Source organism: Paracoccaceae bacterium Fryx2, from assembly GCA_032334235.1.
Lineage (GTDB): Bacteria > Pseudomonadota > Alphaproteobacteria > Rhodobacterales > Rhodobacteraceae > JAVSGI01.
In genome coordinates this window covers 316,747-342,076 of the sequence record JAVSGI010000003.1, presented here as the reverse complement: position 1 = coordinate 342,076, position 25,330 = coordinate 316,747, and the positions used below count along the sequence as shown (strand labels likewise).

The 25,330-nt window shown below is 66.3% G+C and carries 21 protein-coding genes and 1 tRNA gene; 15 read left to right on the top strand and 7 right to left on the bottom strand.

The window, feature by feature from the left end:
* The first annotated feature begins 73 nt into the window (after positions 1 to 73).
* The 9 genes from RNZ50_02685 (at position 74) to RNZ50_02645 (ending at position 9,792) form a co-directional block, all read left to right on the top strand.
* Positions 74 to 745 carry a GntR family transcriptional regulator gene (locus RNZ50_02685; protein ID MDT8853953.1) on the top strand — a complete coding sequence of 224 codons (672 nt, stop codon included), beginning with the start codon at positions 74 to 76 and terminating at the stop codon, positions 743 to 745.
* A gap of 216 nt (positions 746 to 961) precedes the next feature.
* The gene (locus RNZ50_02680; GenBank protein ID MDT8853952.1) at positions 962 to 2,374 is read left to right on the top strand and encodes a deoxyribodipyrimidine photo-lyase; all 1,413 of its coding nucleotides are present in this window, start codon (positions 962 to 964) and stop codon (positions 2,372 to 2,374) included.
* Between the two features lie 50 nt (positions 2,375 to 2,424).
* Entirely contained in the window at positions 2,425 to 3,642 is a 1,218-nt protein-coding gene (locus RNZ50_02675; protein MDT8853951.1) for a cyclopropane-fatty-acyl-phospholipid synthase family protein, read from the top strand.
* A gap of 32 nt (positions 3,643 to 3,674) precedes the next feature.
* Entirely contained in the window at positions 3,675 to 4,115 is a 441-nt protein-coding gene (locus RNZ50_02670; protein ID MDT8853950.1) for a TrgA family protein, read from the top strand.
* A gap of 4 nt (positions 4,116 to 4,119) precedes the next feature.
* Positions 4,120 to 5,238 carry a gamma-glutamylcyclotransferase gene (locus tag RNZ50_02665; protein ID MDT8853949.1) on the top strand — a complete coding sequence of 373 codons (1,119 nt, stop codon included), beginning with the start codon at positions 4,120 to 4,122 and terminating at the stop codon, positions 5,236 to 5,238.
* Between the two features lie 163 nt (positions 5,239 to 5,401).
* Entirely contained in the window at positions 5,402 to 6,436 is a 1,035-nt protein-coding gene (locus tag RNZ50_02660; GenBank protein ID MDT8853948.1) for a cysteine synthase A, read from the top strand.
* A 14-nt stretch (positions 6,437 to 6,450) separates the two neighbouring features.
* Positions 6,451 to 8,919, top strand: a complete 2,469-nt coding sequence (locus RNZ50_02655; protein ID MDT8853947.1) for a DUF3772 domain-containing protein — start codon at positions 6,451 to 6,453, stop codon at positions 8,917 to 8,919.
* Positions 8,916 to 9,635 (top strand): alanyl-tRNA editing protein, encoded by a 720-nt coding sequence (locus RNZ50_02650; GenBank protein MDT8853946.1) that lies wholly within the window; start codon positions 8,916 to 8,918, stop codon positions 9,633 to 9,635. The genes RNZ50_02655 and RNZ50_02650 overlap by 4 nt, the downstream gene beginning before the upstream one ends.
* 67 nt (positions 9,636 to 9,702) lie before the next feature.
* Positions 9,703 to 9,792, top strand: a tRNA-Ser gene (locus RNZ50_02645).
* Positions 9,793 to 10,236: 444 nt separating this feature from the next.
* On the opposite strand, the gene RNZ50_02640 is transcribed toward RNZ50_02645, so the two are convergent.
* The 3 genes from RNZ50_02640 to RNZ50_02630 are packed head-to-tail and all read right to left on the bottom strand — an operon-like array spanning position 10,237 to position 12,406.
* The gene (locus tag RNZ50_02640) at positions 10,237 to 10,644 is read right to left on the bottom strand and encodes a hypothetical protein (protein ID MDT8853945.1); all 408 of its coding nucleotides are present in this window, start codon (positions 10,642 to 10,644) and stop codon (positions 10,237 to 10,239) included.
* Positions 10,641 to 11,963, bottom strand: a complete 1,323-nt coding sequence (locus RNZ50_02635; protein ID MDT8853944.1) for a recombinase family protein — start codon at positions 11,961 to 11,963, stop codon at positions 10,641 to 10,643. Before RNZ50_02635 ends, RNZ50_02640 begins: the two co-directional genes overlap by 4 nt.
* Positions 11,960 to 12,406 (bottom strand): DUF2924 domain-containing protein, encoded by a 447-nt coding sequence (locus tag RNZ50_02630; GenBank protein ID MDT8853943.1) that lies wholly within the window; start codon positions 12,404 to 12,406, stop codon positions 11,960 to 11,962. The genes RNZ50_02635 and RNZ50_02630 overlap by 4 nt, the downstream gene beginning before the upstream one ends.
* 386 nt (positions 12,407 to 12,792) lie before the next feature.
* Here RNZ50_02630 and RNZ50_02625 point away from each other — a divergent pair, with 386 nt between their 5' ends.
* Positions 12,793 to 13,494 carry a hypothetical protein gene (locus RNZ50_02625; GenBank protein ID MDT8853942.1) on the top strand — a complete coding sequence of 234 codons (702 nt, stop codon included), beginning with the start codon at positions 12,793 to 12,795 and terminating at the stop codon, positions 13,492 to 13,494.
* A 152-nt stretch (positions 13,495 to 13,646) separates the two neighbouring features.
* On the opposite strand, the gene RNZ50_02620 is transcribed toward RNZ50_02625, so the two are convergent.
* The 4 genes from RNZ50_02620 to RNZ50_02605 all read right to left on the bottom strand — a co-directional run bounded on the left by RNZ50_02620 (position 13,647) and on the right by RNZ50_02605 (position 18,781).
* Positions 13,647 to 14,063 carry a hypothetical protein gene (locus tag RNZ50_02620; GenBank protein MDT8853941.1) on the bottom strand — a complete coding sequence of 139 codons (417 nt, stop codon included), beginning with the start codon at positions 14,061 to 14,063 and terminating at the stop codon, positions 13,647 to 13,649.
* A gap of 737 nt (positions 14,064 to 14,800) precedes the next feature.
* Positions 14,801 to 15,562 (bottom strand): IS21-like element helper ATPase IstB, encoded by a 762-nt coding sequence (gene istB, locus RNZ50_02615; protein ID MDT8853940.1) that lies wholly within the window; start codon positions 15,560 to 15,562, stop codon positions 14,801 to 14,803.
* Between the two features lie 12 nt (positions 15,563 to 15,574).
* On the bottom strand, positions 15,575 to 17,113 hold the full coding sequence (gene istA, locus RNZ50_02610) for an IS21 family transposase (protein MDT8853939.1): 1,539 nt from the start codon (positions 17,111 to 17,113) through the stop codon (positions 15,575 to 15,577).
* Between the two features lie 216 nt (positions 17,114 to 17,329).
* Complete coding sequence (locus RNZ50_02605) at positions 17,330 to 18,781, bottom strand: hypothetical protein (protein ID MDT8853938.1); 1,452 nt, start codon at positions 18,779 to 18,781, stop codon at positions 17,330 to 17,332.
* A 572-nt stretch (positions 18,782 to 19,353) separates the two neighbouring features.
* On the opposite strand from RNZ50_02605, the gene RNZ50_02600 reads away from it, so the two are divergent.
* From RNZ50_02600 to RNZ50_02580, 5 genes are all read left to right on the top strand, one after another.
* Positions 19,354 to 22,839: a toprim domain-containing protein gene (locus RNZ50_02600; GenBank protein ID MDT8853937.1), complete on the top strand. Its 3,486-nt coding sequence runs from the start codon at positions 19,354 to 19,356 to the stop codon at positions 22,837 to 22,839.
* A 2-nt stretch (positions 22,840 to 22,841) separates the two neighbouring features.
* Entirely contained in the window at positions 22,842 to 23,372 is a 531-nt protein-coding gene (locus RNZ50_02595) for a hypothetical protein (protein MDT8853936.1), read from the top strand.
* 5 nt (positions 23,373 to 23,377) lie between these two features.
* Positions 23,378 to 23,578 (top strand): hypothetical protein, encoded by a 201-nt coding sequence (locus RNZ50_02590; protein MDT8853935.1) that lies wholly within the window; start codon positions 23,378 to 23,380, stop codon positions 23,576 to 23,578.
* Complete coding sequence (locus tag RNZ50_02585; protein ID MDT8853934.1) at positions 23,571 to 23,999, top strand: DUF6362 family protein; 429 nt, start codon at positions 23,571 to 23,573, stop codon at positions 23,997 to 23,999. The genes RNZ50_02590 and RNZ50_02585 overlap by 8 nt, the downstream gene beginning before the upstream one ends.
* Before the next feature lie 77 nt (positions 24,000 to 24,076).
* Positions 24,077 to 25,252, top strand: coding sequence for a Fic family protein (locus tag RNZ50_02580; protein MDT8853933.1), 1,176 nt, complete (start codon positions 24,077 to 24,079; stop codon positions 25,250 to 25,252).
* Positions 25,253 to 25,330: the final 78 nt, after the last annotated feature.

The window sequence follows — 25,330 nt, the reverse complement described above, 5'->3', positions numbered from 1 at the left end:
GCCGGAATTGCTGCCTTTCCTCGGGCGGGGTCGTGCCAGTATCGTATGCGAAAATCGACCGAAAGTGCCCCTCATGCCGTCACACTCTGCCGAATCCGCCCGCCGCAGCCACCGGGACCGGATCTATGACCTGACGATCGGGCGCATCCAGCGCGGCGAGATCGGACGCGGCGACCGGCTGGTGGATACTACCCTTGCGGCCGAACTCGGCGTGTCGCGGATGCCGGTGCGCGATGCGCTGATGCGGCTGGCGCATGAAGGCTATCTGGTGCCGACCACGCGGGGCTTCATGATCCCGACGCCGAGCCCGGCCGAAGTGCTGGAAGTGTTCGAGATCCGCCGCCTGCTGGAACCCCGCGCCGCGGCAGGTGCGGCGCAGGCGCTGGATGCGGCGGGCCTGGCGCGGCTGGAGACGGCGGTGGCCGATGCACGACGGGCGGTGGACGACGGCGACATCGGCCTGTTCTTTCGCGCCAGCGTGGCGTTTCGCGATGGCTGGCTCTCGGCGGTGCCGAACCGCAGCCTGCAGGAAACCATCCGCCGCTATCTGGCGCAGGTGCAGGCGGTGCGCCTGGCCACGATGCGCGACAGCGCCTCGCAGGCGGTGATCCTGCGCGGGCAGCAGGACCTGCTGGCCTGCTTCCGGCAGGGCGACGCCCTCGCGGCGGCCGACCGGATGCTGCGTTTTGTGGTCGAGGGCGAGACGCGGTTCCTCGCGTTGCTGGCGCCCGAGGCTGGCGCATGACCCCGCCGCCCGCGCGCCCGAATTTTCTACGAAAATTCGCGAACCGGCTGGCCCGCCAATGCCGGAAAGTGTTTGAGGGCAGGCGAATTTTCGTAGAAAATTCGGGATTCGTGCCCCGATCCGTGGCAATGCGGCTTTCGAGGATCGCTGCGCCGCAAAGTGATCCGGCGGCAAGGGCCGTGCGTAGAACGATCAATGGTGGATTTCCCGGCAAGCATGACGAACACTCCCCTGATCCTGTGGTTCCGGCGCGACCTGCGGCTGGATGACAACCCGATGCTGGCTGAGGCCGCGGCGACGGGGCGTCCCTTGCTGCCGCTGTTCATCCTCGATCCCGAAACCGAGGCGCTGGGAGCTGCGGCGCTGTGGCGGCTGGGGCTCGGTCTTGCCGTCTTTTCCAGGTCGCTGGAGGCGCGGGGCCTGCGGCTGATCCTGCGGCGCGGCCCGGCGCTGGAGGTGGTTCAGGCGCTGTGTGCCGATCTGGGCGGCGCGGGGGTGCACTGGAACCGGCTGTACGACCCGCAGGCGACCGCGCGCGACCGGGTGATGAAGGCAGCACTTCGGGCGGACGGCGGCGAGGCGGTCAGCCATGCGGGCCACCTGCTGCACGAGCCCTGGGACGTGGCGACGGGGCAGGGCGGTTTCTACCGGGTCTACACGCCGTTCTGGAACGCGGTGAAGCAGCGCGACGTGCCCGTGCCGGTCGGCGTTCCCGCCACGCTGCGGACACCCGACGCCTGGCCCGCGTCCGACCGGCTGGAGGACTGGCATCTGGGCAGGGCCATGCGGCGCGGCGCCGGGGTTGTGGCGGCCCATGTCGCAGTGGGCGAGGCTGCGGCGCAGGCGCGGCTTGCGGCCTTCCTCGACGGGCCGGTGCAGGACTACGCGGCGGCGCGCGATCTGCCGGGCGTGGCGGGCACCTCGCGCCTGTCCGAGAACCTGACCTATGGCGAGATCGGGCCGCGGAGGGTCTGGCATGGCGGACTGCGCGCCCTGCACGAGGGCCGGGCCGGGGCCGAGGTCTTCCTCAAGGAACTGGTCTGGCGTGAGTTTGCCTACCATCTGCTGCACCACACGCCGCACATCACGCGGCGCAACTGGCGCGAGGACTGGGACGCCTTTCCCTGGCGCGGCGACAATGCCGATGCCGAGGCCTGGCGGCGCGGCATGACCGGCGAGCCTTTCGTCGATGCCGCGATGCGCGAGATGTATGTCACCGGCACGATGCACAACCGCGGCCGGATGATCGTGGCCAGCTACCTGACCAAGCACCTGCTGACCGACTGGCGGGTGGGTCTCGACTGGTTTGCCGATTGCCTGACCGACTGGGATCCGGCGTCGAATGCGATGGGCTGGCAATGGGCGGCCGGGTCCGGCCCCGATGCCTCGCCCTATTTCCGCATCTTCAACCCGGCGACGCAGGCGGAAAAGTTCGACCCGCAGTCGCTCTATCGCCGCCGCTACATCGCCGAAGCGTCGCGCAACCCCGGACCGGAGGCGCTTTCCTATTTTGACGCCGTGCCGCTGGCCTGGGGCCTCGACCCGGCTGCACCCTATCCCGCCCCGCGCATCGGCCTTGCCGAAGGACGGGACCGGGCACTTGCGGCCTATGCCGCACGACACAAATGAGCCTGCGGGCCACCACGACAACACAACAGGGACCACATCCCGGGGGAAAGATGAAGACAGTGCTTACAACGACAAAGGGCCAGCACGGTTTGCCGCGCTATTTCGCGAACGTGTTCGACGTGGCGCGCGACATGCAGCACGGGCAGCTGGACTTCGTGCTTGACGACGGCCGCACCTTCCGCGCCGAAGGCCGTGCCCCCGGCCCGGTCGCGGTGCTGGAGATTCACAACCCCGACATCTTTGCCCGGCTGATCCGCGAGGGCGACCTGGGCTTTTGCGACGCCTATCTGGAAGGCTGGTGGTCCACCCCCGACCTGCAGGCCTTCATGGATCTGGTCCATGCCGACAATGACGGCATCTACGACGGCTTCCCCGGCATGAAGCTGCTGCGCGCCTTCGAGAATGCGCGCCATTGGCTGCGCGGCAACTCGCGCCGTCAGGCCCGCAGGAACATCGCGCACCACTACGATCTGGGCAACGATTTCTACCAGCTGTGGCTGGACGAGACGATGACCTATTCCTCGGCCAAGTTCGAGACCGGGCAGGAAAGCCTGGAACATGCGCAGATCCTGAAATATGCCAGCATGGTCGATCAGATGGGCGCCAAACCCGGCGATCATGTGCTGGAGATCGGTTGCGGCTGGGGCGGGTTTGCCGAATATGCCGCCAAGGAGCGCGGGCTGAGGATCACCGGGCTGACGATCAGCAACGCGCAGCACGACTTCGCGGTGGAGCGCATCGCGAAGGCCGGCCTGTCCGATCTGGTCGAGATAAAGCTGCAGGACTACCGCGACGAGCGCGGGCAATATGATGGCGTGGCCTCGATCGAGATGTTCGAGGCGGTGGGCGAAAAATACTGGCCGGTGTATTTCGACACGCTGCGCGAACGGCTGAAGCCGGGGCGGCACGCAACGCTGCAGATCATCACCGTGCAGGACAAGCGGTTCGAGATCTACCGGCGCGGGGTCGATTTCATCCAGAAGCACATCTTCCCCGGCGGCATGTTGCCCTCGCCGACCGCGCTGCGCGCCGAGGTCGAACGCTCGGGCCTGCTGCTGCGCGGCTCGATCGAGTTCGGCGACAGCTACAGCCAGACCCTGCGGCGCTGGCACGACACCTTCAACGCCCGCTGGGATGAAGTGGCGGGCATGGGCTTTGACGACAGGTTCCGCCGCATGTGGAATTTCTACCTGACCTCTTGCGCAGGCGCGTTTCGGGGCGGTAACTGCGACGTGACGCAGATCACCGTCACCCGACCGCAAGTCTGACCCGCCGCGAAGGCCCGCCACGAAGGTTCGCCATGCCGACAGCCGCCAAGCTTTTCGCCGCCATCGCCTTTGCGGCGGTGGCCTTTCTCGCGGCCGAACTGTTCAAGCCTGCCATGCCGGAAGGCACCCGGTTCGGCCCGTTCAGCCTGATCTGCGCCGGGCTGGGGGCGATCTGCGGCTGGGTGGTGATGGGCAAGCTGACGGGCCGGGGCTACGGGCAGGCGCTGGGCTTCGGGGTGCGGACTTCGGTCACCATCGCGTTCTGGGCGCTGCTGGGCTTTTCGCTGCTGGAGATGGTGAACCGCTCGACCAGGATGCGCTATGACGGGCCGATGGAGGCGCTGACCGGCGGTCTCGGGCTGATGCTGGAATATGGCCAGCTGATGCTGACGCCGCCCGTGGTGGGCTGCCTGCTGCTGGGGGGCGCGCTGGGCGGCGCCATGGCCGAATGGGCCGGAAAGCGCTGGCGCTGACATCATGGCGGATTTCTTCTTTTACGGCACGCTGTGCCATGCGCCGTTGCTGCGCGTCGTGCTGGGGCGGAATGTCGCGGCCCGGCCTGCGCGGCTTGACGGACATGCGGTGCACTGGGCCGACGGCGGGGCCTTTCCGCTGATCGTGGAAGATGCGGGCGGGCGGGCCGAGGGCGTGCTCGTCACCGGCATGACGGCCGAGGATGTGGCACGGCTGGATTTCTACGAGGGCGGCTTTGCCTACCACACGCGCGATCTTGCGGTGGAGGCGGGCGGTGCGGCCACGTCGGCGCGGGTGTATTTTCCCGATCCGGGGCATTGGGTCGCCGCCGCGCCATGGTCTCTTGCGGACTGGCAGGCGGTCTGGGGCGAGACGGTGGTGGCCACCGCCGACGCCTTCATGGCGCTTTACGGGCGGCGCCCGCCGCAAGAGGTGCTGGCGCGCTATGGCCAGATGCTGGTGCGCGGGGCAAGCAGGGTCCGGGCCGAGACCCGGCCTGCGCCGACGCTGCTGCGCCATTCGGCACGGCCGGGCGATGTGGTGATCGCGGCGCAGCACCAGCCCTATGCCAGGTTCTTCGCGGTCGAGGAATACGACCTGCGGTTTCGCCGCTTCGACGGCAGCCTGAGCCCGGAGGTCAACCGGGCGGTGTTCATTTCCGGCGATGCGGTGACGGTGCTGCCCTATGACCCGGTGCGCGATCGCGTGCTGCTGGTCGAGCAGTTCCGTGCCGCACCGCTGGCGCGCGGGGATCGGCAGCCCTGGATGCTGGAGGCGATCGCCGGGCGGATCGACCCGGGCGAGACGCCCGAGGAAGCGGTGCGGCGCGAGGCCCGCGAAGAAGCCGGGCTGGTGCTGGATGCACTGGAACTGGTGGCAAGCTACTACCCTTCACCGGGGGCGAAGAGCGAGTTCCTGTATTCCTACGTCGCGCTCACCGATCTGCCGGACGGGGCGGCGGGCATCTTCGGAGTGGAGGGCGAGGCCGAGGACATCCGCGGGCATCTGGTCGGCTTCGAGGCGCTGATGGCGCTGGTCGCCTCGGGGGAGGCGGCGGTGGCGCCGCTGATCCTGTCTGCGCTGTGGTTGCAGCGCGAGCGGCCCCGGCTGCGCCGCCGCTGAGGGCGGACAACGAATTTTCTACGAAAATTCCGTTCTTGCCCGGCGCGGTTTCGCCGACGGTGGCCGGATATTTCTGCCCGCGCGCAGGGCGGCGGGGGGGCGGGTGCTTGAGTTCCGGGTTCCGCGCCCGTAAAACTTGAGGTCAGACAGGAAGGAACCGCCCATGCGTATCTACAGCGATCTGGCCGAAGCGGTCGGCAAGACTCCCCTCATCCGCCTGAACAAGGCCAGCGAGGCGACCGGATGCGAGATTCTGGGCAAGGCCGAGTTCCTCAACCCCGGCCAGTCGGTCAAGGACCGCGCAGCCCTTTACATCATCCGCGATGCGGTGGCGCGCGGTGAGTTGAAACCCGGCGGCACGATCGTCGAGGGCACGGCGGGCAACACCGGCATCGGGCTGGCGCTGGTGGGCGCGTCGATGGGGTTCCGCACGGTGATCGTGATCCCCGAGACCCAGAGCCAGGAAAAGAAGGACATGCTGCGGCTGGCGGGCGCCGAACTGGTGCAGGTCCCGGCCGCGCCCTACAAGAACCCCAACAACTATGTGCGCTATTCCGGGCGGCTGGCCGAGGCTTTGGCGCGCACCGAGCCCAATGGCGCGATCTGGGCCAACCAGTTCGACAACGTCGCCAACCGGCAGGCGCATGTCGAGACCACCGGTCCGGAAATCTGGGACCAGACGCAGGGCGGGGTGGACGGGTTCATCTGCGCGGTCGGGTCCGGCGGCACGCTGGCGGGCGTCTCGATGGCGTTGCAGCCCCGGGGTGTCAAGATCGGACTGGCCGACCCCGAGGGCGCGGCGCTCCATGCCTTCTACACCACGGGCAGGCTCGACGCGCCCGGCTCGTCGATCACCGAAGGCATCGGGCAGGGCCGCATCACCGCCAACCTTGAGGGCTTCACGCCCGATTTCAGCTATCGCATCCCCGATGCCGAGGCTTTGCCGATCGTGTTCGACCTTCTGGCCGAGGAGGGGCTGTGCATGGGCGGATCGACCGGGATCAACATCGCCGGGGCGATCCGCATGGCGCGCGAGATGGGGCCGGGGCATACCATCGTCACCATCCTGTGCGACTACGGCAGCCGCTACCAGTCCAAGCTCTACAATCCCGTCTTCCTGAAGGAGAAGGGGCTGCCGGTGCCCGCCTGGCTGGACCGCGGGCCGTTGTCGATTCCTGAAGTCTACAGCGAAGCATGAGAGCGGCGGGCCGCATGTCGCAATCCGGGCGGTTGCCAGATCCGTTGCGGTTGGTGCTGCGCGGGCTGCTGCTGCTGCTGCTGGCGCTGTGGCTGACCGGAGCCGGGTTGGCGCAGACTGCGGAACCGCAGGCGCTGGACTATGCCGCCTGGGAAAAGCAGGCGACGCGCGCCGAAAAGGCGCTGACCGACAGGGACAGCACCAATGTCGCGCTGGAACAGCAGCGTGCCCAGCTGGTTGAGTGGCGCGAGGCCCTGCTGGGGGCGCAGAGCGCGAATTCCACCCGCATCGCCACGCTGCGCACCCAGATCGCGGCCCTTGGCCCGCCGCCCACCGAAGGCGTGACCGAGGCGCGCGAGATCGCTGACCGCCGCAAGGAGCTGAACGATCAGCTGGTCAAGCTCCAGGCCCCCGGCATCGCGGCCGAAGAGGCCTACAGCCGTGCCGACGGGCTGATCCGCGAGGTGGACCGCGTGCTGCGCGAACGGCAGGCAGACGAGTTCCTGCGGCTATGGCCCGCGCCGATCAATCCGGCCAACTGGCCGACTGCGCTTTCGGCGCTGTCGGATGGCGCGATGGGGCTGTGGACGGAAACGGCGACGCAATGGAATCGCGCGGATGCCCGGCAGGAACTTTACGACAACCTGCCGCTGACCCTGCTGCTGCTGGTGTTCGCGCTGGTGCTGATCTGGCGCGGGCGGCACTGGATGGAAATGCTGACCGAACGGCTGCAGTCGCGCGCCTCGGTGCGGGGGCAGACGGTCCTGGCGCTGCTGGTGTCGCTGGGGCAGATGGTGATCCCGACGCTGGGGGTGGTGGCGCTGGCGACGGCGTTGCAGCGCAGCGGGATGCTTGGCAGCCTCGGCACGGTGGTTGCCGAGCAGCTTCCCGCCATCGGGTTCGTGGTATTCGCGGCCAACTGGCTGGGCGGGCAGGTCTTTCCGCGGAACGGCCAGGCGGACCCGCTGTTGCGCCTGACGCCCGAGCGGCGGGCGGAAGGCCGGATCCATGCCTTTTCCTTCGGGCTGCTTCTGGGCATCGACGCGCTGCGCCGGGTGGTGTTCGACCCGGCGATGACCGGCGATGCCGCGACCGCGGTGGTGACCTTTCCGATCCTGGTGGTGGCGGGGCTCCTGCTGGTGCGGCTGGGCCAGTTGCTGCGCCGCCATGTCGTTGCCGACACCACGCCGGGCGAGCCCGTCGGCTACCGCAACCGGCTGATCGGCCTGCTGGGGCAGGGCGCGGTTCTGATCGGCACCGTCGGGCCGGTTCTGGCGGCGGTGGGATATGTCTCGGCGGCGGCTGCGCTGGTCTATCCGGCGGCGGTCTCGCTGGGGCTGGTGGCGCTGCTGGTCATCCTGCAGCAACTGATCAGCGACGTCTATGCGCTGGCGATGCACCGCGACGACGATACCGGCAGCCGCGAGGCGCTCGTGCCGGTGCTGGCGGGGTTCGTCCTGACGCTGGCGACGCTGCCGCTGTTCGCGCTGGTCTGGGGCGCGCGGATGGCCGACATCACCGAGATGTGGACCCGATTCCGCGAGGGCTTTCAACTGGGCGAAACCCGCATTTCGCCGACCGACTTTCTGGCCTTCGCCGTGGTGTTCGCCTTCGGCTACATGCTGACGCGGCTGTTCCAGGGGGCGCTGAAAGCCTCCATCCTGCCCAAGACCAGCCTCGATCACGGCGGGCAGAACGCCGTGGTGGCTGGCGTCGGCTACATCGGCATCTTCCTTGCCGGGCTGGTTGCCATAAATTTCGCGGGCATCGACCTGTCGGGGCTGGCCATCGTTGCCGGTGCGCTGTCGCTGGGCATCGGCTTCGGGTTGCAGAACATCGTGTCGAACTTCGTGTCGGGCATCATCCTGCTGATCGAGCGCCCGGTGTCCGAGGGCGACTGGATCGAGGTCGGTGGCGTGCAGGGCATCGTCAAGGCGATCTCGGTCCGCTCGACCCGCATCCAGACCTTCGACCGCAACGACGTGATCGTGCCGAATGCCGACCTGATTTCGGGGCGGGTGACGAACTGGACCCGGTTCAACCTGTCGGGTCGCCTGACGGTGCCGGTCGGCGTGGCCTACGGCAGCGAGACCCGCAAGGTCGAGCGCGTGCTGCGCGAGATCGTCGAGGCGCAGCCGCTGGCCGTGCTGAACCCGCCGCCAATGGTGGCCTTCATGGGGTTCGGCGCGGATTCGATGAACTTCGAGATACGGGTGATCCTGCGCGACGTGAACTTCTCGCTGTCGGTCAGGTCCGAGATCAACCATCAGATCGCCCGCCGGTTCGAGCAGGAAGGCATCGACATGCCCTTCGCGCAGCGCGACATCTGGCTGCGCAACCCCGAGGTGCTGCGCGGGGTGGTGCAGGTCAACCCGGCCGCGATGCCCCCCGCCGATGAAAGCCCGGCCCTGCCGCAGGACCGCGACCCCTCCGACATTCCCGACCATGTCCATCCCTCCGACAGCGAAGACCCGCGCCCATGACCCGCCTCCTGTTCCGTGACGACCCGTATCTGCGCGAGGCCGAGGCCCGCGTGTCCGGCCACACCGCCGAGGGCGGCATCGTGCTCGACTCGACGCTGTTCTACCCCACCGGCGGCGGCCAGCCCGGCGACAGCGGCACGCTGGCCTGGGACGGCGGCCGCATCGCCATTGCCACGGCGGTGAAGGCCGAAGGCGGCCGGGTCGCGCTGGTGCCGGCCGAGCCGGTGCCGATGCCGCCGGTCGGATCGCTGGTGCGGCAGGTGCTGGACTGGGACCGCAGGCATCGCCACATGCGCGTCCACACCGCGCTGCACCTGCTGTCGGTGGTGATCCCGCTGCCGGTGACCGGCGGCCAGATCGGCGCCGGGCGCGGTCGGCTGGATTTCGACATGCCCGAGCCGCCCGCCGACATCGCCGCGCTGAACGCCGCCCTCGCCGCGCTGATCGACCGCGATCTGGCGGTGACCGAGGACTGGATCACCGATGCCGACCTGCAGGCGAACCCCGGGCTGGTCAAGACCCTGTCGGTGATGCCGCCTGTCGGCCAGGGCCGCGTGCGGCTGGTGCGGATCGGGCAGGGGACGGGCCAGGTCGACCTGCAACCCTGCGGTGGCACCCACGTCGCCCGCACCGGCGAGATCGGCCGGGTCGAGATCGGCCGCATCGAGAAGAAGGGCCGCCAGAACCGCCGCGTCACCCTGACCCTCATCGACTGACCCCCGCCGATTTCCCCACGCGCCCCCCTTGCAACCGCCCCGCCTTGCAGGCTAAACACCCGTCCACGGACAGGTGGCCGAGTGGTCGAAGGCGCACGCCTGGAAAGTGTGTAGGCGGGGAACCGTCTCGAGGGTTCGAATCCCTCTCTGTCCGCCAGTTGCCCTTGAGGAAAGTTTCTCCCGATCCGGCTGAGGCCGGATTTTTCCGTTGTTTTCGAGGGTTATGCGGGAGGGGCTGTTAACCGGGGTCGGTGGCGCGAGGCCCGAAAGTGTTCTCTCCGGGCCGATATTCTCCGGACCTGTTAACCGCGCCCATTCCGGTTCAGAGCAACAACGCACTGGAAAACAAAGAAAATCCTCCTTGCCCGGAATGATGGCGTTTGCAAAACCATTCGCATCGAGCGCACGACTGGCGTCGAACAGCAATGCGACATTACATCTTTCGGAGATGCTCGAAGGCCGCCTCGAATGGCTTTCGCAGGTGTGCCATGCCCCTGCGGCGCAGGCAGGATTGCCACGCGTGGATGGCGCGGCATGCCCCGAACATGGGGGATCAGCTGGCCGTGGGGCCCCAAGACACACCGGCTGCGATGAGCCCGGGTTATCCTTCGCGCTGGGGTTCGGAAGCGACCAAGGCCTGTCTCTGCCCTGCCCAGTCAGATGGCAGCGGGCTACGCAGCGCCTCCAGCGTGAGCCCTCGTGGCTGTCGACCGTCCAGAATCGCCTCGACCAGATCCGGTGCCAGCTGTGCAAGCCGCATTGTCCGCGTCAGAAACGGTGCCGCGATCCGCTCGCGCTGGGCCAACTCGGCGATCGTTGCATACTCGCCCGAGTCCAACATTCGCTTCCACCGAAACGCCCGCGCCAGAGCCTTGACAAGCGTATCGTCGGTCTGGCGGGGCTCACGTGCGCCGGGCGGCAGGATCATCTCCTTGCGCCCGCCGCGCTTCACGATGCGGAACGGGACGTGGATGGTGATGGTCTCGGGGATTGCCTTCGCGCGGGTCATGCAGCCTCTCCAACATCGGGGATCATTTCGCGCGCCAGCCCGGCCAGCCCGTCCATTCGCAGCCGGACGTTCATTCCCTCGGTGCCGATGTCGACCCGCTCGACCAGCAGCGCCACGATACGGGCCTGTTCGGCGGGGAACAACTCATCCCATAGCGGGTCGAGGCGGGTCAGGGCTTCACGGGTTTCGACATCGGTGATTCCACCGTCCTGCACCCGCGCCGCCTTCCATGTGCCCGCGATGATCTCCGGCTGGCGGAACACGGCGCGCAACTGGTCAATGACTGCCGCCTCAATCTCGCTTGCAGGGACGCGACCGATGGGACACGATCCGGCACCGTGCTTCAGCACCGTCTGGCTGACGTAGTAGCGGTAGAGCCTGCTGCCCTTGCGGGTGTGGGTTGGCGAGAAGGCCGCGCCGTCCGGGCCGTAGACCAGCCCCTTCAGCAGCGCGGGCGTGTCGGCCCGGGTGCGGGCAGCGCGCTTGCGCGGGCTTTCGGTCAGGATGCTGTGCACCTTGTCCCATGTCGCGCGGTCGATGATCGCCGCGTGTTCGCCGGGATAGCTGGTGCCCTTGTGCACGGCCTCGCCGATGTAGACCCGGTTGTTCAGCATCCGGTAGATGAACTTCTTGTCGATGCGGTGGCCGCGAGCGGTGGTAACCCCGCGCCCGGCCAGTTCGCGCGCCAGTTCGGTGCCCGAGCCGATCTCGATGAAGCGGGCGAAGACCCAGCGGACGTGCGCGGCATCGGCGGGGTTTTCCACCAGTTTCCGGTCTCTCACGACATATCCTAGCGGTGGGCAACCACCCATCCACATCCCCTTCATCCGGCTGGCGCGGACCTTGTCGCGGATGCGTTCGGACGTCACCTCGCGTTCGAACTGGGCGAAAGACAGAAGTATGTTCAGTGTCAGCCGCCCCATGGACGTGGTGGTATTGAACGACTGGGTCACGGAAACGAAGGTCACACCATTGCGGTCGAACACCTCGACCAGCTTGGAGAAATCCATCAGCGAGCGCGACAGCCGGTCGATCTTGTAGACGGCGACCACATCGACCAGCCCGTCTTCGATGTCGGCGAGCAGCCGTTTCAGGCCCGGGCGTTCCAGCGTGCCGCCCGAGACGCCGCCGTCGTCGTACTGGTCGCGCACCAGCACCCAACCCTCGGACCGCTGGCTGGCGATGTAAGCTTCGCAGGCCTCGCGCTGGGCATGCAGGCTGTTGAATTCCTGCTCCAGACCTTCCTCGGAGGATTTCCGGGTGTAGATGGCGCAGCGCAGTTTCCGGATCAGCTTGTCCGGTTGTGCGGGTTTGCTCATGCCATCCCCCTGTTGCTCTTGAGGCCGAAGAACACCCAGCCGTTCCAGCGGGTGCCGGTGATGGCGCGCGCGATGGCCGACAGCGAGCGGTAGGGCCGCCCCTGCCATTCGAAGCCGTCCCGCAATACGGTCACGACCTGCTCGATGCCTTGGTATTCCCGGATCAGCCGGGTTCCGGCCATGGGCTTCAGGTTGCTGCGGATGCGGCGAGTGACGACATTGCCGCCATCCAGCTGTTCCCCAAGCATTTCCAGCCGCCGGATCGTCTCGGGCTTGAGCCCGCCGTAGGTCAGTTCCTGGATGCGGTAGGCCAGTCGGCTTTCGAGATACCTGCGATTGAACGGTGGCGGCTCGGTGGCGAACAAGTCGCGCCATTGCTGTTTCAGGCCCGGCGTTGGGGTGGTCTTCAGCGCGGCCAGGCGCGCGGGGATGGGATTGGTCATGCGTGTCTCCGGTGAGTTGGAGTTGCACGAGGCCATTGGTCGGGCGGACAGTGTAGCGAACTTTCTCCATTTGCGTCAGAGAGTTGGGCCGCGTCTCGGATATGCAAACGGCGCAGGCCGAGCGCCAGCAGCCCGCAGAGTTCGGCGCGGCGCTCGGCGGCGGTCATCTGGTCGGGTGGTAGGGGATTGGGGCGGCGGAGGGGGCTGGGATCAAACATCATGGCCCATCGGTGCAGGATTTCGCCGCCCGGCGCGACCTCGGAACGGGTCAACCCTCGCCCTGCCGGAAAGGGTGGAACGGTTCCACCCTCATGATCGAAACGGCTTGAGCGAGATGGATGTTCGTCTTATGTTCGAAGTCCCCTATCCGAGTCACGAGGCTGCCGATGTCGATGAAAACACTTGATCGTACGCAATGGGATTATTCCGAAGCGCTGTCCCATGTGCAGAACGTGACAGTCGCGCGACACGCAAACGAGGTCGCCAAACAACCACCGAAGCCCAAGCCGGCGCATGAGCAATGGAACCCACCGCAGGATCCGACAGTCGTATGGAAGGCGGAGGGTCAGACCGAGTTACTGGTCGCCCTGCGCGACGGCGATCTGATTGCACAGGGTCGCCACACAGAAGAACGCACCAGCTGGGCCCAAGGGAACTTCAGTGGGTTCGGGCTGCATTCAGGCTATCACACCAGCATCCGGCCCGAGCAGTGGCGAGAGGGCAAGTATTCGTTATGGGGCCTGACAGCGCGGGACTGGGAGTTCATCGATATCCGCATGCCGCGCTTCATGGTCAAGGCGATCTGGCCAGATTTCGTGCTGCCTGCCGTGCCGGTGCAGATGCCGGAATCGCTTTACAGCACGCCCTATCTCGACCTGATGCAGGCCGCGATCATGCATTTCGGGCTCACTGCTGAGAACCAGGGAAAGAAGGAGTGCCTTTTGGACTGGTTTCTCGAACAACAGGTAGAAGGCGAACCTGTATCGAACAAGCTTGCCGATGCCATGGCAACGCTGATCCGACTACCCTCAGCGCAGCGCGGCGGAGCAAAGCGGGTGTTCGTACCGGATCTGCGAAACGCTGGATAGGCTCGGGGATGCCAGTGGCCGGATCGGAATCCTTGGACGAACCTCGTTCTGATCGGGAACGAGGTTCGCGACGGCAGAGCTTGATGCTGCGGCATCGGGACCTGCAACTCGGCGGCGGGTGTTTCGGCCCGGAACACCCACATGACTGGACCTCAGCGAAGACAAGCTGCGTTGTGGGTCACAACGGAGCTCCCTGCCTGAACTTGGGCGTCATGTTTGGCCGGCGACTGGCAGGCGGACGAGTATGACGCGGCGCAGGCATGGGGCGAGGTGGCATTCAGCGGGCAACGCGGCCCGACAAAAGCTGTTGACGATTCCAACAGCTTTTCGCCCGCCACTGCCATTGGCTGAACGCCCCCCATGTCATTTGTAATGATCGTGTCGCCGCGGCCCATTGGGCGCAAGCCCATGCGCTCGAAATCGAGGCCGCAGCCAAGCCGCGTCTGGCCGACGAATATGATGCGGCGCAGGCGCGCGGCGAGGTGGCTAAACGCGGGTGGGAACGTGGTGTTGACAAACACAACATCACCACAGCCGCCGACATCGGCCTTCGCCGCGATCAGATCCACGAAGTCAGACAGCTTCGCGATGCCAACGCTGATGGTTCCGATCCCTGCGACTGAACGACGCCAAGGCCGCAGCCAAGCGGCGTCTGGCCAACAGCTACGACGCCGCGCATGCGCGGGCGAAGCAGTGAGGGTACTTGACGGAGGCCAGAATCGCGTTGGCGACACCAACCCGATTGCGACTGCGGCCGACATCGGCCTGCGCCGTGATCAGATCCACGAAGCCAGACAGCTTCGCGATGCCAACGCCGCTGGTTCCGCTCCCAAACTCCCCGCGACTGAACGACGTCAAAGCCACATATGACGATCTGATCGTCGCTGCCCATCGGGCGCGGGCAGGGGAGACCATTAACCGGTCCGGTGGGCAGATTGCGAGGGATGTTGCAGAACCCAACATCCCTTTGGTGGCCGATCCCGACGCTGCACGGCGACGCCGATCGCCCTGCAACCCCCGTCGCCTTGCGGCGGATAACGGCAGCAACGGTCCTCGCCGATGCCAGCAACGGCGTTGCGCGGGTCCGGACGATCGGACCGACCATTGCCACAGAGCAAATGTCCGTGCTTTGGCAACAGACTGGAATGATATGCCTCAAGAGGCATAATCCTTGCCGCCTTCAAATCTCTTGCGGATTTCGCGGAGAATGGGCGCTGATTTCGCGCGATCGTGGGCACGCGTTTCGCGCCATTCTGGGCAGTCATTTCACGGGATCGTGGGCAGGCTGGCCGACGCTTTCATGGAGTCAGGCTTGAACGATTTGGTCAAGCTTTTTTGTGACGGCGGAGCGCCTGCGCAGGCTTTCACCTGAGAGGGTGAGGCGGTGTGCGTTGTGAACGAGGCGGTCGAGGATGGCATCTGCGAGCGTTGGGTCGCCGATGGCTTCGTGCCACTGGTCAACGGGGAGTTGGCTTGTGACGATGGTGGAAGCGCGGCCGTGGCGGTCTTCGAGGATTTCCAGCAGGTCACGGCGCTCCGGGGCGGTGAGGACGGCGAGGCCCCAATCGTCAATGATCAGCACATCCATGCGGGCGATGGTTTTGAGGATGCGTTCATGGCGGCCATCGCCACGGGCCAGAGCAAGGGCCTCGAACATGCGCGGCGCACGTTGATAGAGGACGGGCCGCCCATCCCGGCACGCCTTGTGGCCAAGGGCGCAGGCGATCCAGCTTTTGCCCAAACCGGTCGGCCCGGTTATCAGCAGGTTCTCGTGCCGGGCGATCCAGCCGCCATCGGCAAGATGCGCCATGACACTGCGGTCAAGACCACGTGGGCTGCGCAGGTCCAGATCCTCGACGCTGGCATCTTGGCGCAGAGCCGCAAACTTGAGCCGGGAGGCCAGTTTCTTGGTGTCGCGCTCTGCAGCCTCGCGGTCGACCAGCAGGCCGAGACGCTCTTCGAACGAGAGGGCGTCGAAGGCGGTTGACCTGCGTTGTTCTTCGAGCGCCGATGCAATGCCGGTCAGGCCGAGCGCCAACAGTCGGTCGTGGGTGGGATGGGTCAGCATTTTAGTCCTTTCTCAATGGTAATAGCTGCCGCCACGAATGTTGGCGTGCTGGAGGGGGGCGACCTCTTCGGAGCCTTCCAGGAAGGCGCGATCGAGGCCGGTCTTGAGGATCGAACGAATGGAGGTGACGGTGCGGGCCCGGATGGTCACACCCCGCTGGCAGGCCGCATCAACGCGCTCCGGCCCATAGGTTTTGACCAAGGCCAGCACACCCAGGCAGGTGCGGAACCCCTGTTCAGGATGGGGGCGGTCAGCCATCACCATCTCGCAAAAGGCGGCGACGGCGGGGCCGGTCTTGGTTGCCTGCGCCAGCATTCTGGCCGGGGTCCATTCGGCAAAGCGACGATGGGCCGATGGCATATGGTCGGCCACGGTGACATGGCTGCGCCGCCCCGGGGTGCGCACGTGGCTCGCAACCCTCTGACCACGATGGAATATCTCGACCGTCTGGCCGCTTGTGCGAACATCGACCTCTTGTTTGATCAGCGCGAAGGGCACGGAATACCATGAGCTGTCGACCTCAACGTGATAGTCGGGTGCCACGCGGGCGCGCTTCCAGCGGGCGAAGACATAAGGTTCGGGCGGTAGGGGCTGAAGATTGGGCCGATCCAAAGTGGCAAACAGATCGGCGCGGCTGGCGCCATAGCCGCGCATCACGCGCATGTTCAACTCGTCCAGCAGCCGCCGGATCGCCACGTTCAACTCGGCCAATGAGAAGAACCGGTGGTTCCGCAGCCGCGCCAGAATCCAGCGTTGTGCCACTTGGACAGCCACTTCCACCTTCGCCTTGTCCCGGGGTTTGCGCGGCCGGGCGGGCAGAACGGCGGTGCCATAATGCGCCGCCATCTCGGCATAGGTCCGGTTCAGCCCCGGATCAAACCGGTCTGCCTTGATCACGGCGGACTTCAGATTGTCCGGAACCACCGCCTTTGGCACGCCGCCCAGAAAGGCGAACATCCGGATATGCGCGAGGATCCAATCTTCCAACCCCTCCGATGCCACCGCCTCGGCATAGGTGTGATTCGATGCCCCCATTGCCGCCACGAACAGCTTCATGGCCCGCGCTTCGCCGGTCGTGGGGTCGATCACGTCGATGGTGTCGCCGGCAAAGTCAACGAACACCTTCTCGCCGCCCACATGTGTCTGGCGCATCGTCGGGCGCACCCGACCCTTCCAAGCCTCGTAATGCGTGCAAAACCAAGTATAGGCAAAACCCCCGGGGTGCGCGGCACGGTATTCTTCCCAGAGCAGCATCCGCGTCACCCCAGGGCGGCGCAACTCGCGGTCAATCTCCGCCCAGTCGGGCACAAGCCGCTCCGCGTCCGGCACCGTGGGCGGGGCTGGAAACAAAAGAAGTTCAAGGCTGTCGTCATCGATCCCCTCCGGCAAGGGCCACGTGAGCCCGGCATGACGCGCCCGTTGGGTGTAGCTTCCGACGCTCCCCTTGCTCAGACCGAGGGAAGCGGCAATGGACCGCTCGCTCAGGCCTTGCCCAAGCTTCAATCGCAAAACATCTCGTATCCGGCGCATGTTCAATCGTCCTGTCGGCATCAAGCCACCCCTTCATTCCTGAAGGCGCAACTATCCTCAATTTGCCGACCAGACCTGCCCGCGATCCCGCGAAATCAGTGCCCAGCTTCACGCGAAATGACTGCCCATGATCCCGTGAAATCGATGCCCACCATCAAGCGAAACACGCAAATCTCTTGCCGCCCCCAAGACTTTTCCAGCCTGTGTTGCCCCTAGACCTGGGGACATCCATGCGGATCATGACCGCAGGTCGGCTATCCCGAGCTTGTCCCACATCCAGCCGAAATCGTAGTCGCGCATCGGATCGTCCGCAGGCAGACGTGCCGTGTTCTGCTCGAACACCTTCAGCCAGTTGGCGGCGGCAATCCGACCTTTCGCGCTGCGCACGGCCTGCTGCGGGCTCTTGCCGTCCAGCATCGGCACCGGCGCGTTCAGGGTCTTGCGGTACTGGCGGTCCAGGACCTCGTGAACCACCTTGCGCAAATCGGCCGCGCCCGCACCACCTTCGAGGCTCCGAGGTGCCGGTTCCTTGGCCCGCTGGGCTTGCGCCATGGCCTGTTCGACCGTCATGCGTTCGATCAGCGGTTCCCGCACCAGTCCGGCGAGTGCGGGCGCCAGCAAGGCGCGGATGCGCGCGGCCCGCGCCTCGGAGTTTACCCGGACTTCCAGCTTTCCGTCGTTCAAGGCGACGCCGCCGTGGATCGTGCGACCGACATCGGGATCATCGCCGCCCTGGCGCTTGCGAGCCTTGCTGGCGAGTTTTGCAGGCGCGAACCAAGTCCAGTGCGCGCCGTCGTCATCGGCGCGAAGGTCGGGAACCCTGGCCACGGCCTCGGCGATGGCCGCCGCCGTGGCGTTCGGGGCAAGCCGGTAATGCAGTGTGACGAACGCCATCGGCTCGCCATCGGTGTTGGCCAGTTGCGGTGGCGGGGCGAGATAGCGGCGGATTGCGTCATTCAGCCAGAGCGTGGTGATGGTGGCAGCACCTGCGCGAAGTAGCTGCTCGTCGTCGGTCAGTTCGGCCTCCAGTTGAGCGCTAAAGGCAGGGTCAACAGCCCCGTAGGTTTCGGCAGCCATGCCCGAGGCGCGCACCTTGGTGCGGCGCAGCAGGCCCAGCATATCTTCCGCCAGGTCCCGGCCGATCGGCAAAACCGCGCCGGTCATCTGCACCACCCCGCGTACCGTCACGATCCGGGTTGCAACGATGTCCCAGACAACCAGCGTCTTCGTCGCGGTGCGTTCGCAAACGCGGACGGGATCACCACCGCGTACGAGGTCACGGGCAATGAAACTTTCGCCCGGTCGCACATCGATCACTTCGTACAGTGTCATGACCGAGTCGCGCAGCGCCTCGATATAGGCGCGGTTTATCACGGTTTCCTTCCAGCCGCGCCGCTTGAGATAATCGGCGCACAGATTGCTGCCGTCCTCCCAGACTGTGGTGCAACAATCCTCGAAGGCGCAGTTCACTGCAACCATGCCCGCATCCCCGATGACATCGTCCAGGTCGTGAATGTCGATGTCGTTCAGATCGCAGGCCTTGCGGAAGTGCTTTTCTACCATCTCGACCATGCGTTCCCGCCAAGGATCGCGGCGCGACCATTCGACGACGCCGTCGGCATTTCCCCTCACCTTGCTCACTGCACACCCTCCGAATTTCCCAGAGCCCCAAGGCCCTATCTCTGGCATGCACCCGCAATGACCCCCGGGACGACACCGGTTCTGACAATTAAGGCAATCCTCGGACCAGAGACAGGGGAATCGCGTTTGGGAATTGGGCGATTTGAGAGGCTTGCGATTATCGGGGAGCGGAATCTTGGGCCGGGATCACCCCTACGTGGCTTCTTTCGCGTGCGTTTCCTGTGCCCCCCGTCGAGGGTTCCACCCTTCCCGCCACACCCCGACGAGTGGGTAGAACCGTTCACCCCATTCACGCCCGGAAGGGTTCCACCCACCTTCGCCTGACGGCGGCGGGCGGTCCTCGGAACAGCCCTTCTGACCCCTTGGGGTCCACCCTTTATCTGACGTGATTTCAGCATCTTGCGGGAAGGGTTCCACCCTTTCCGGCGAGGTGACGCTTGACCGGGTGGACCGGTTCCGACGTTTCGGACAAGGCCCGGAAGGCGGCAGAACCGGGGGGTAATGACACCCCAACTCCGGTTCTGATCCACCTTGTCCGCCAATCTGCATCACCCCCTGCACGCCACCGCCACGGCCCTCGGGTTGGCCGGCGCGCGCGTGCCCGATGCACGGGGGCGGCGATGAGCGGGCGGGACTGGCAGGCCTTCGATGCCGAGTTGCGGGCACGGGCGCAGGAGCTTGCGGTCGAGCTCTTGGGCAAGCCGAGTGTGCGTGCAGGCCAGGAATGGCGCTGGGGCACCAAGGGCAGCCTGGCGGTCGTGATCGCCGGTCCGAAGGCCGGGATGTGGTTCGACCACGAGGCAGGGATCGGCGGCGGGCTGGTCGATCTTGTCTGCCGCCTTCGTGGACTGAACCGTCACGAAGCCCTGCACTGGATCGGTGATCGCATCGGCGTGGCGGGCGATTTCGGGATGCACCCGCGCATCGCCAAGCGGGCGACGCGTCCTGCGACGGATAGTCTGATCAGCCCGCGCGGCGCCTCTGTCTCTGCCGAGCCGGTTAGTGCCGCCTCCGGCGCGCCCGAGCCGGACGCCGCGACCCCCGCCGCAAGAGCCGCCGCCCGCGCCGCACGGATCTGGGCGATGGCGCATCCGGCCCCCGAGGGTCATCCCTATCTCACTGGCAAGCAGGTCCGGCCGCTGGCCTTGCGCGCTGATGCCTGCGGGCACCTGGTCGTGCCGCTTCAGGATGCGGATGGCCATCTTCACAGCCTCGAGACAATCGCCCCTGACGGGGCCAAGCGATTTCTTGCGGGCGGTGCCAAGCGCGGGCATTTCTGCGTCATCGGGGCAGACCCGGCTTCCATCGCTGACCCCACCGGTCCGATCCTGATCTGTGAAGGCTGGGCCACCGGGGCCAGCCTACACATGGCAACCGGCCACACCGTCATCGCCGCGATGGATGCGGGCAACCTGCTGCCGGTGACAGAGGCGCTGCGCAGCCGCCTCCCCAACGCCGATCTCGTATTGTTCGCCGACAATGACGCCAGGCCCGACCGCGACACCAACCCCGGCGTCGATGGTGCGCGCAAGGCCGCCCTTGCCGTCGATGCCCGCATTGCTGTGCCCGAAGCTCCGGGCGACGCCAACGATCTGTTCTGTGCCGCAGGTCCGGAGGCGGTCGTGGCCCTCGTGGCGGTCGCGGCGAAGATCCCGCTACCGCCGCCGACATACCCGGCACCATTCCTGACGCCGGACCAAGCCCGCGCGACACTCGCGGACGCCATTTCGCGCTTCATGGCCGCCGTGCCTGCCTATTGGACCGCCGTCGAGGTCGCCCGCGAGGCGGCACAGGACGCGGCTGAGGACCGCGATCCGCTAGATTTCAACCTGGTGGCGTGGGCCCCACTACCGCCGCTGCTCGGCCTGCCAGTCGATGTGGGCCTCGGCAAGACATCGCGCGCCCGCGCCGCCATCGCTGACCTCCTCGCCTCGGGCGGGTTGGACGGGCGCAAGGTCGTCTATGCCGTGCCGCGCCATGACCTCGGCGCTGAACAGGTGACAGTCTTCGCGGGCCTTGGCCTGCGCGCCATGCTCTGGAAAGGCCGCACCGCGCCCGATCCCTCGCCCGATAACCCGAACCAGCTCATGTGCCTTGACAGCGAGGCGACCTTCGACGCGCTGGAGATCGAGCATCCGGTTGAACAGAGTTGCTGCAAGGTCAAGCGCGGCGGCGAGTTGCACCTCTGCGCGCATTTCCACGCCTGCGGTTATCAGCGGCAGAAGGCTATCGCACAGGCTGCGCAGGTCGTCGTCTGCGCCCATGACAGCCTGTTCCACATGAAGCCCGAGGCCATCGGCACCGTCGGGCTCCTCGTCATCGACGAGGCCTTCTGGCAATCGGGCCTGCGCGGCCTCGACGGCAAGGCCACCTTGACTCAGGACGGGCTGGAACCGGGGCGGAGCTCGCTGGTCTGCTACGGGGCCAAGGGCAAGATCGACATGGGTGCCACGGCGGACCTCGTCGCTGCCCGCACCCGGTTGTGGAAGGCGCTGCAGGTCGCGGAACCCGGGCCCCTGCGCGTCGGGCTTCTGGAAGCCGTAGGTCTCACCCCCGAGGATTGTCGTGCCGCCGCGAGGCTGGAACGCCGCCGGATGCGCGATGCCGGATTGTTGCCGGGTATGTCATCCGTCGAACGGCGCAAGCGGATCGACAAGGTCCTGCCGCCCCCGGGTGAGCCATGGGCGCCGCCGGGGCGCTGCGCCACGCTTTGGCTGATCCTCGCCGAGGCGCTGGAGAATGGCCACGATGCCGCCGGTGCCGAACTCGGCCATGAGCGCACCGACGCCGGTTCGGTCCGCGCCCTGCGCCTGCGCTGGCGCAGCCGTCTGCGCGCGGGCTGGGCGGCCGAGGCACCGATCCTGCATCTCGATGCCACGCTACGCCCCGAACTGGTCCAGACCTACCTGCCGCTGATCGACATCGGCGCGCCCGTTGTCGCGCGCCAGCCCCATGTCCGCATCCGCCAGGTCACCGGCAGCCCGACCTCAGCCCGTGGGCTGACGCCCGGACCGGACGCGCCGGAGCGCGACCGCAAGACCGCCGCAAGCCGTTTGCGCGACCTTGCCGCCTGGATTGCGCTGCGCGCCCGTCAGTGCCGCCGCCCCGGCGCGCGCATCGATCTGCTGGTCGTCGGCCAGAAGGCCGCGATCGACGCGCTGCGGGCGGCCGGTCTGCCGCCCCGCGTGGAGGCGGTGCATTTCAACGCACTGAGCGGGCTCGACCGCTGGGGCGACATCGGCGGCCTGATCGTGCTGGGCCGCACGCTGCCCGCGCCGCGCACAGTAGAGCTCATCGCCATGGCGCTGACCGGCAGCGTGCCCGCCCCGAACCCGGAGGATGCGGGCTGGTGGTATCCCATGGCCGAGCGACGCTTGCGCCTCGCGGGCGACCGGACTGCCCCCCTCGCCATGGAGACCCACGCCGACCCGATCGCCGAGGCAGTCCGCTGGAGCATCTGCGAGGGCGAACTGATCCAGGCGATGGGGCGTGGGCGCGGCGTCAACCGGACGGTGGACACCCCACTCGGGATCGACATCCTCGCCGACGTCGTCCTGCCCGTGACGGTGGACGAACTCGTGCCATGGTCCGACCTCAAGCCGACCCGGCGCGACCTGATGGCGCTCGCAGGCATCGTGCTCGACAATGCAGCAGACATGGCCGCCTGCTTCCCGAACCTCTGGCCCTCGGCCGAGGCAGCCCGGCAAGATCGGGCGAGGAGTGTGACATTTGGCTATTATAGGGATCTCTATAATAGCCAAATGTCACACTCCTCTGCGGAGGTGACCTACCGCCCCGAGGGTCCCGGCCACCGCGCCCGTATCGCCCCCGTCGATCTCGCCCGCATTCCTGATCCCGAAGCCTGGCTGACCAACCGCCTTGGGCCTCTGGCGAGCTTCGAGGTAACGCCATGTGACATCGCTGCGCAAGATGCGCCGGAGCAGCCCGACGCCGAGCGTCTCGACGCCCTCGAATCCCGCCTGACCGCCAGCATGCAGGCCGTCCTCGCCACGCGCCGCGCCGCCCTCGATGCGCTGGCAGCCCGTCTGGAGGCAGCAAAGCCGAACCCCACGTTCACAAACTACCCACACACAGAGGAAGAATGATCATGTGTTATAACACGTTGCGCGTTTACGAAGCCGGGCGTCTTTACGACGTGGACCTGCCGGACTGGTATCATGAAGCCAACCGGCTTTGGCAAGAAGAAGGTAACAGCTGGCACCACTCCTTCACACGGGCGCTTGGTTGCTACAGCGTGCCACTTACCGATGACAGCAGCATCGAAGGGGGCTGGCTCGAGGTCCGGTTCTGGCCAAGTTCAACTGCCGGGACATTCGTCTTGATTGAGACGGAAGCCGGACTCGTGGAACAGGTTCTTGTCCCCAACAGGACCGATTGGCTGCCGTTCTTCACCCAGCACATCGCGCCACTGATCACAGCAGCGGCGCAATCGGCGCTTGAAGTGTCCCAAAGAAACATGAGCCGAGCGTTTGTTTCTTGGGCCCGCCACAGCGAAAGCAGCCATGTCGATCGTGAGACCGGCCTGAGCCGGATCGATCTCGACAACGGCGGGGACCGTCGCTTGGCTACGCAGGCACGTCAGGCGATGGCGAAGGTCAGCAAGGGGGGTGCCACATGACCGGCATGCTGTTCATGCCGCACGGCTACGGCGGCCAACGCCGGGATCCCGATCAGGTCAAGCGCGACGGCTGGCAGGAACAGGGCGTGCTGGCCGTCTCTGCCGACGACCAGCGGCTGACCTGGCCTGAGCGCGCACTGGTCCGCCAGCTTGGCGAGAAACTGTATGGCAAGCGCCCTGCCGGGCAGGAGGTGCGCCATGGCTGACTGGACCCGCGCCATGGTTGCGGACCGGCTGGAGCTTGCGGCAGACGTCATGCGTGCGATGCCACCGGTGCGCCCGCAGGGCTATGTCAGCGCCTGGCCTGAATACCTCTCCAGCTTCGCCGACAAGGTGGGTCAGGAGCCGCGCATGCGTAAACCGTTGCCATCACCGCGAATGATCACCGAGGCTGACGAGACGCTCCTGTGGCTGCGCTGGCTGGAGCCTGGCGACGCCCGGCTTCTGTGGCTGCGCGCCAACCGCAAGCCGTGGAAGCTGGTCTGCTGGGAGATCGGCATCAGCCGTGCCACTGCAAACCGGCGCTGGCAATACGGCATCGCAGTCATCGTCTGGCGGCTGAACGGAAGGCAATTGTCAGCGAGGAGGTCGATAAACCACGTGATCCGGCAGGCGCGGGAAGTTTGAATAACCGGGCTTCCTTGTTAAAGGTTCATGCGTTATCCTTTAATAACGAGGATGCCCAATTAAAGGATGGTGCCGAGATGCCAACACCGGAACAGACCCGCCTCGGCACGCATATCGAGACTGTCGCTGGGGGTGAGAAGGTTCGGGCGTATGTTCCGGCACCTTTACCGCCCGTGCCGCCGCTCGACCTCGCGCCGATCCTCAGGCTCTACGACCGGGCAACGGCAGCCGTGGGACGGCTGGATGGCGTGACCACGATCCTGCCGTCCACACCAATGTTCCTGTTCATGTATGTCCGCAAGGAGGCGCTGCTGTCATCGCAGATCGAAGGCACGCAGTCGTCGTTGTCGGACCTGCTGTTGTTCGAAAGCGACGAAATCCCGCAAGTCGCCATCGACGATGTGACCGAGGTTTCGAACTATGTCGCCGCCATCGAGCATGGTGTCCGGCGCATGCGCGGCGGGTTTCCCCTGTCGCTCAGGCTGATCCGCGAGATGCACGATATCCTGCTGAAATCCGGTCGCGGCGCTTCAAAGCAACCCGGTGAGTTCCGGCGGTCACAGAACTGGATCGGTGGCACGCGTCCCGGCAATGCCCTGTTCGTGCCGCCGCCGCCCGACCGGCTGCCGGACTGTCTCGACGCTTTCGAACGTTTTTTGCACAGCGACGACCCGGGCATGCCGCCGCTGATCAGGGCGGGGCTGGCCCATGTGCAGTTCGAGACGATCCACCCGTTTCTGGATGGTAATGGTCGGCTTGGTCGGTTGCTGATCACGCTGATCTTGTGCGAGGCTGGCGTGCTGCGCGAGCCGATCCTCTATCTCAGCCTGTTCCTGAAATCGCGGCGGGATGATTACTACCGGCTGTTGCAGGAGGTTCGGCAGGCGGGGGCATGGGAAGCGTGGATGGAATTCTTCCTGACCGGCGTGGCCGAAACCGCCGAGCAGGCTGCCGACACCGCAAGGGAACTCTTCGCCCTCTTCGATGCCGACCGCCAGAAGATCAACCGCCTTGGCCGGGCCGCCCCTTCCGCGTTGCGCGTCCATGACCTGCTGCAAAGCCGCCCGATCCTGACGACCCAGTCGGCGTCAAAGGCGTTGGAAATGTCGTTTCCGACGGTCGGGGCGGCTCTCGATCACCTGCGGGAGGCCGGGATCGTACGCGAAACCACGGGCAGGCAACGGGGCCGCATCTTCGCCTACTCCGCCTATCTGACCCTGCTGGACAAGGGCACCGAACCGCTGCCTTCTTGAGGCTGCGCTCGACCTCGGGCGTAGCTGGCTGTCAAGCCGTTTCGTGTTTGCGGGACAATTTTCGGTGGGACATCGGGA

Coding starts and splice junctions, on each gene's coding strand:
- RNZ50_02685 (MDT8853953.1), top strand. CDS start 74: ATGCCGTCACACTCTGCCGAATCCGCCCGCCGCAGCCACCGGGACCGG.
- RNZ50_02680 (MDT8853952.1), top strand. CDS start 962: ATGACGAACACTCCCCTGATCCTGTGGTTCCGGCGCGACCTGCGGCTG.
- RNZ50_02675 (MDT8853951.1), top strand. CDS start 2,425: ATGAAGACAGTGCTTACAACGACAAAGGGCCAGCACGGTTTGCCGCGC.
- RNZ50_02670 (MDT8853950.1), top strand. CDS start 3,675: ATGCCGACAGCCGCCAAGCTTTTCGCCGCCATCGCCTTTGCGGCGGTG.
- RNZ50_02665 (MDT8853949.1), top strand. CDS start 4,120: ATGGCGGATTTCTTCTTTTACGGCACGCTGTGCCATGCGCCGTTGCTG.
- RNZ50_02660 (MDT8853948.1), top strand. CDS start 5,402: ATGCGTATCTACAGCGATCTGGCCGAAGCGGTCGGCAAGACTCCCCTC.
- RNZ50_02655 (MDT8853947.1), top strand. CDS start 6,451: ATGTCGCAATCCGGGCGGTTGCCAGATCCGTTGCGGTTGGTGCTGCGC.
- RNZ50_02650 (MDT8853946.1), top strand. CDS start 8,916: ATGACCCGCCTCCTGTTCCGTGACGACCCGTATCTGCGCGAGGCCGAG.
- RNZ50_02640 (MDT8853945.1), bottom strand. CDS start 10,644: ATGACCCGCGCGAAGGCAATCCCCGAGACCATCACCATCCACGTCCCG.
- RNZ50_02635 (MDT8853944.1), bottom strand. CDS start 11,963: ATGAGCAAACCCGCACAACCGGACAAGCTGATCCGGAAACTGCGCTGC.
- RNZ50_02630 (MDT8853943.1), bottom strand. CDS start 12,406: ATGACCAATCCCATCCCCGCGCGCCTGGCCGCGCTGAAGACCACCCCA.
- RNZ50_02625 (MDT8853942.1), top strand. CDS start 12,793: ATGTCGATGAAAACACTTGATCGTACGCAATGGGATTATTCCGAAGCG.
- istB (MDT8853940.1), bottom strand. CDS start 15,562: ATGCTGACCCATCCCACCCACGACCGACTGTTGGCGCTCGGCCTGACC.
- istA (MDT8853939.1), bottom strand. CDS start 17,113: ATGCCGACAGGACGATTGAACATGCGCCGGATACGAGATGTTTTGCGA.
- RNZ50_02605 (MDT8853938.1), bottom strand. CDS start 18,781: ATGCCAGAGATAGGGCCTTGGGGCTCTGGGAAATTCGGAGGGTGTGCA.
- RNZ50_02600 (MDT8853937.1), top strand. CDS start 19,354: ATGAGCGGGCGGGACTGGCAGGCCTTCGATGCCGAGTTGCGGGCACGG.
- RNZ50_02595 (MDT8853936.1), top strand. CDS start 22,842: ATGTGTTATAACACGTTGCGCGTTTACGAAGCCGGGCGTCTTTACGAC.
- RNZ50_02590 (MDT8853935.1), top strand. CDS start 23,378: ATGCTGTTCATGCCGCACGGCTACGGCGGCCAACGCCGGGATCCCGAT.
- RNZ50_02585 (MDT8853934.1), top strand. CDS start 23,571: ATGGCTGACTGGACCCGCGCCATGGTTGCGGACCGGCTGGAGCTTGCG.
- RNZ50_02580 (MDT8853933.1), top strand. CDS start 24,077: ATGCCAACACCGGAACAGACCCGCCTCGGCACGCATATCGAGACTGTC.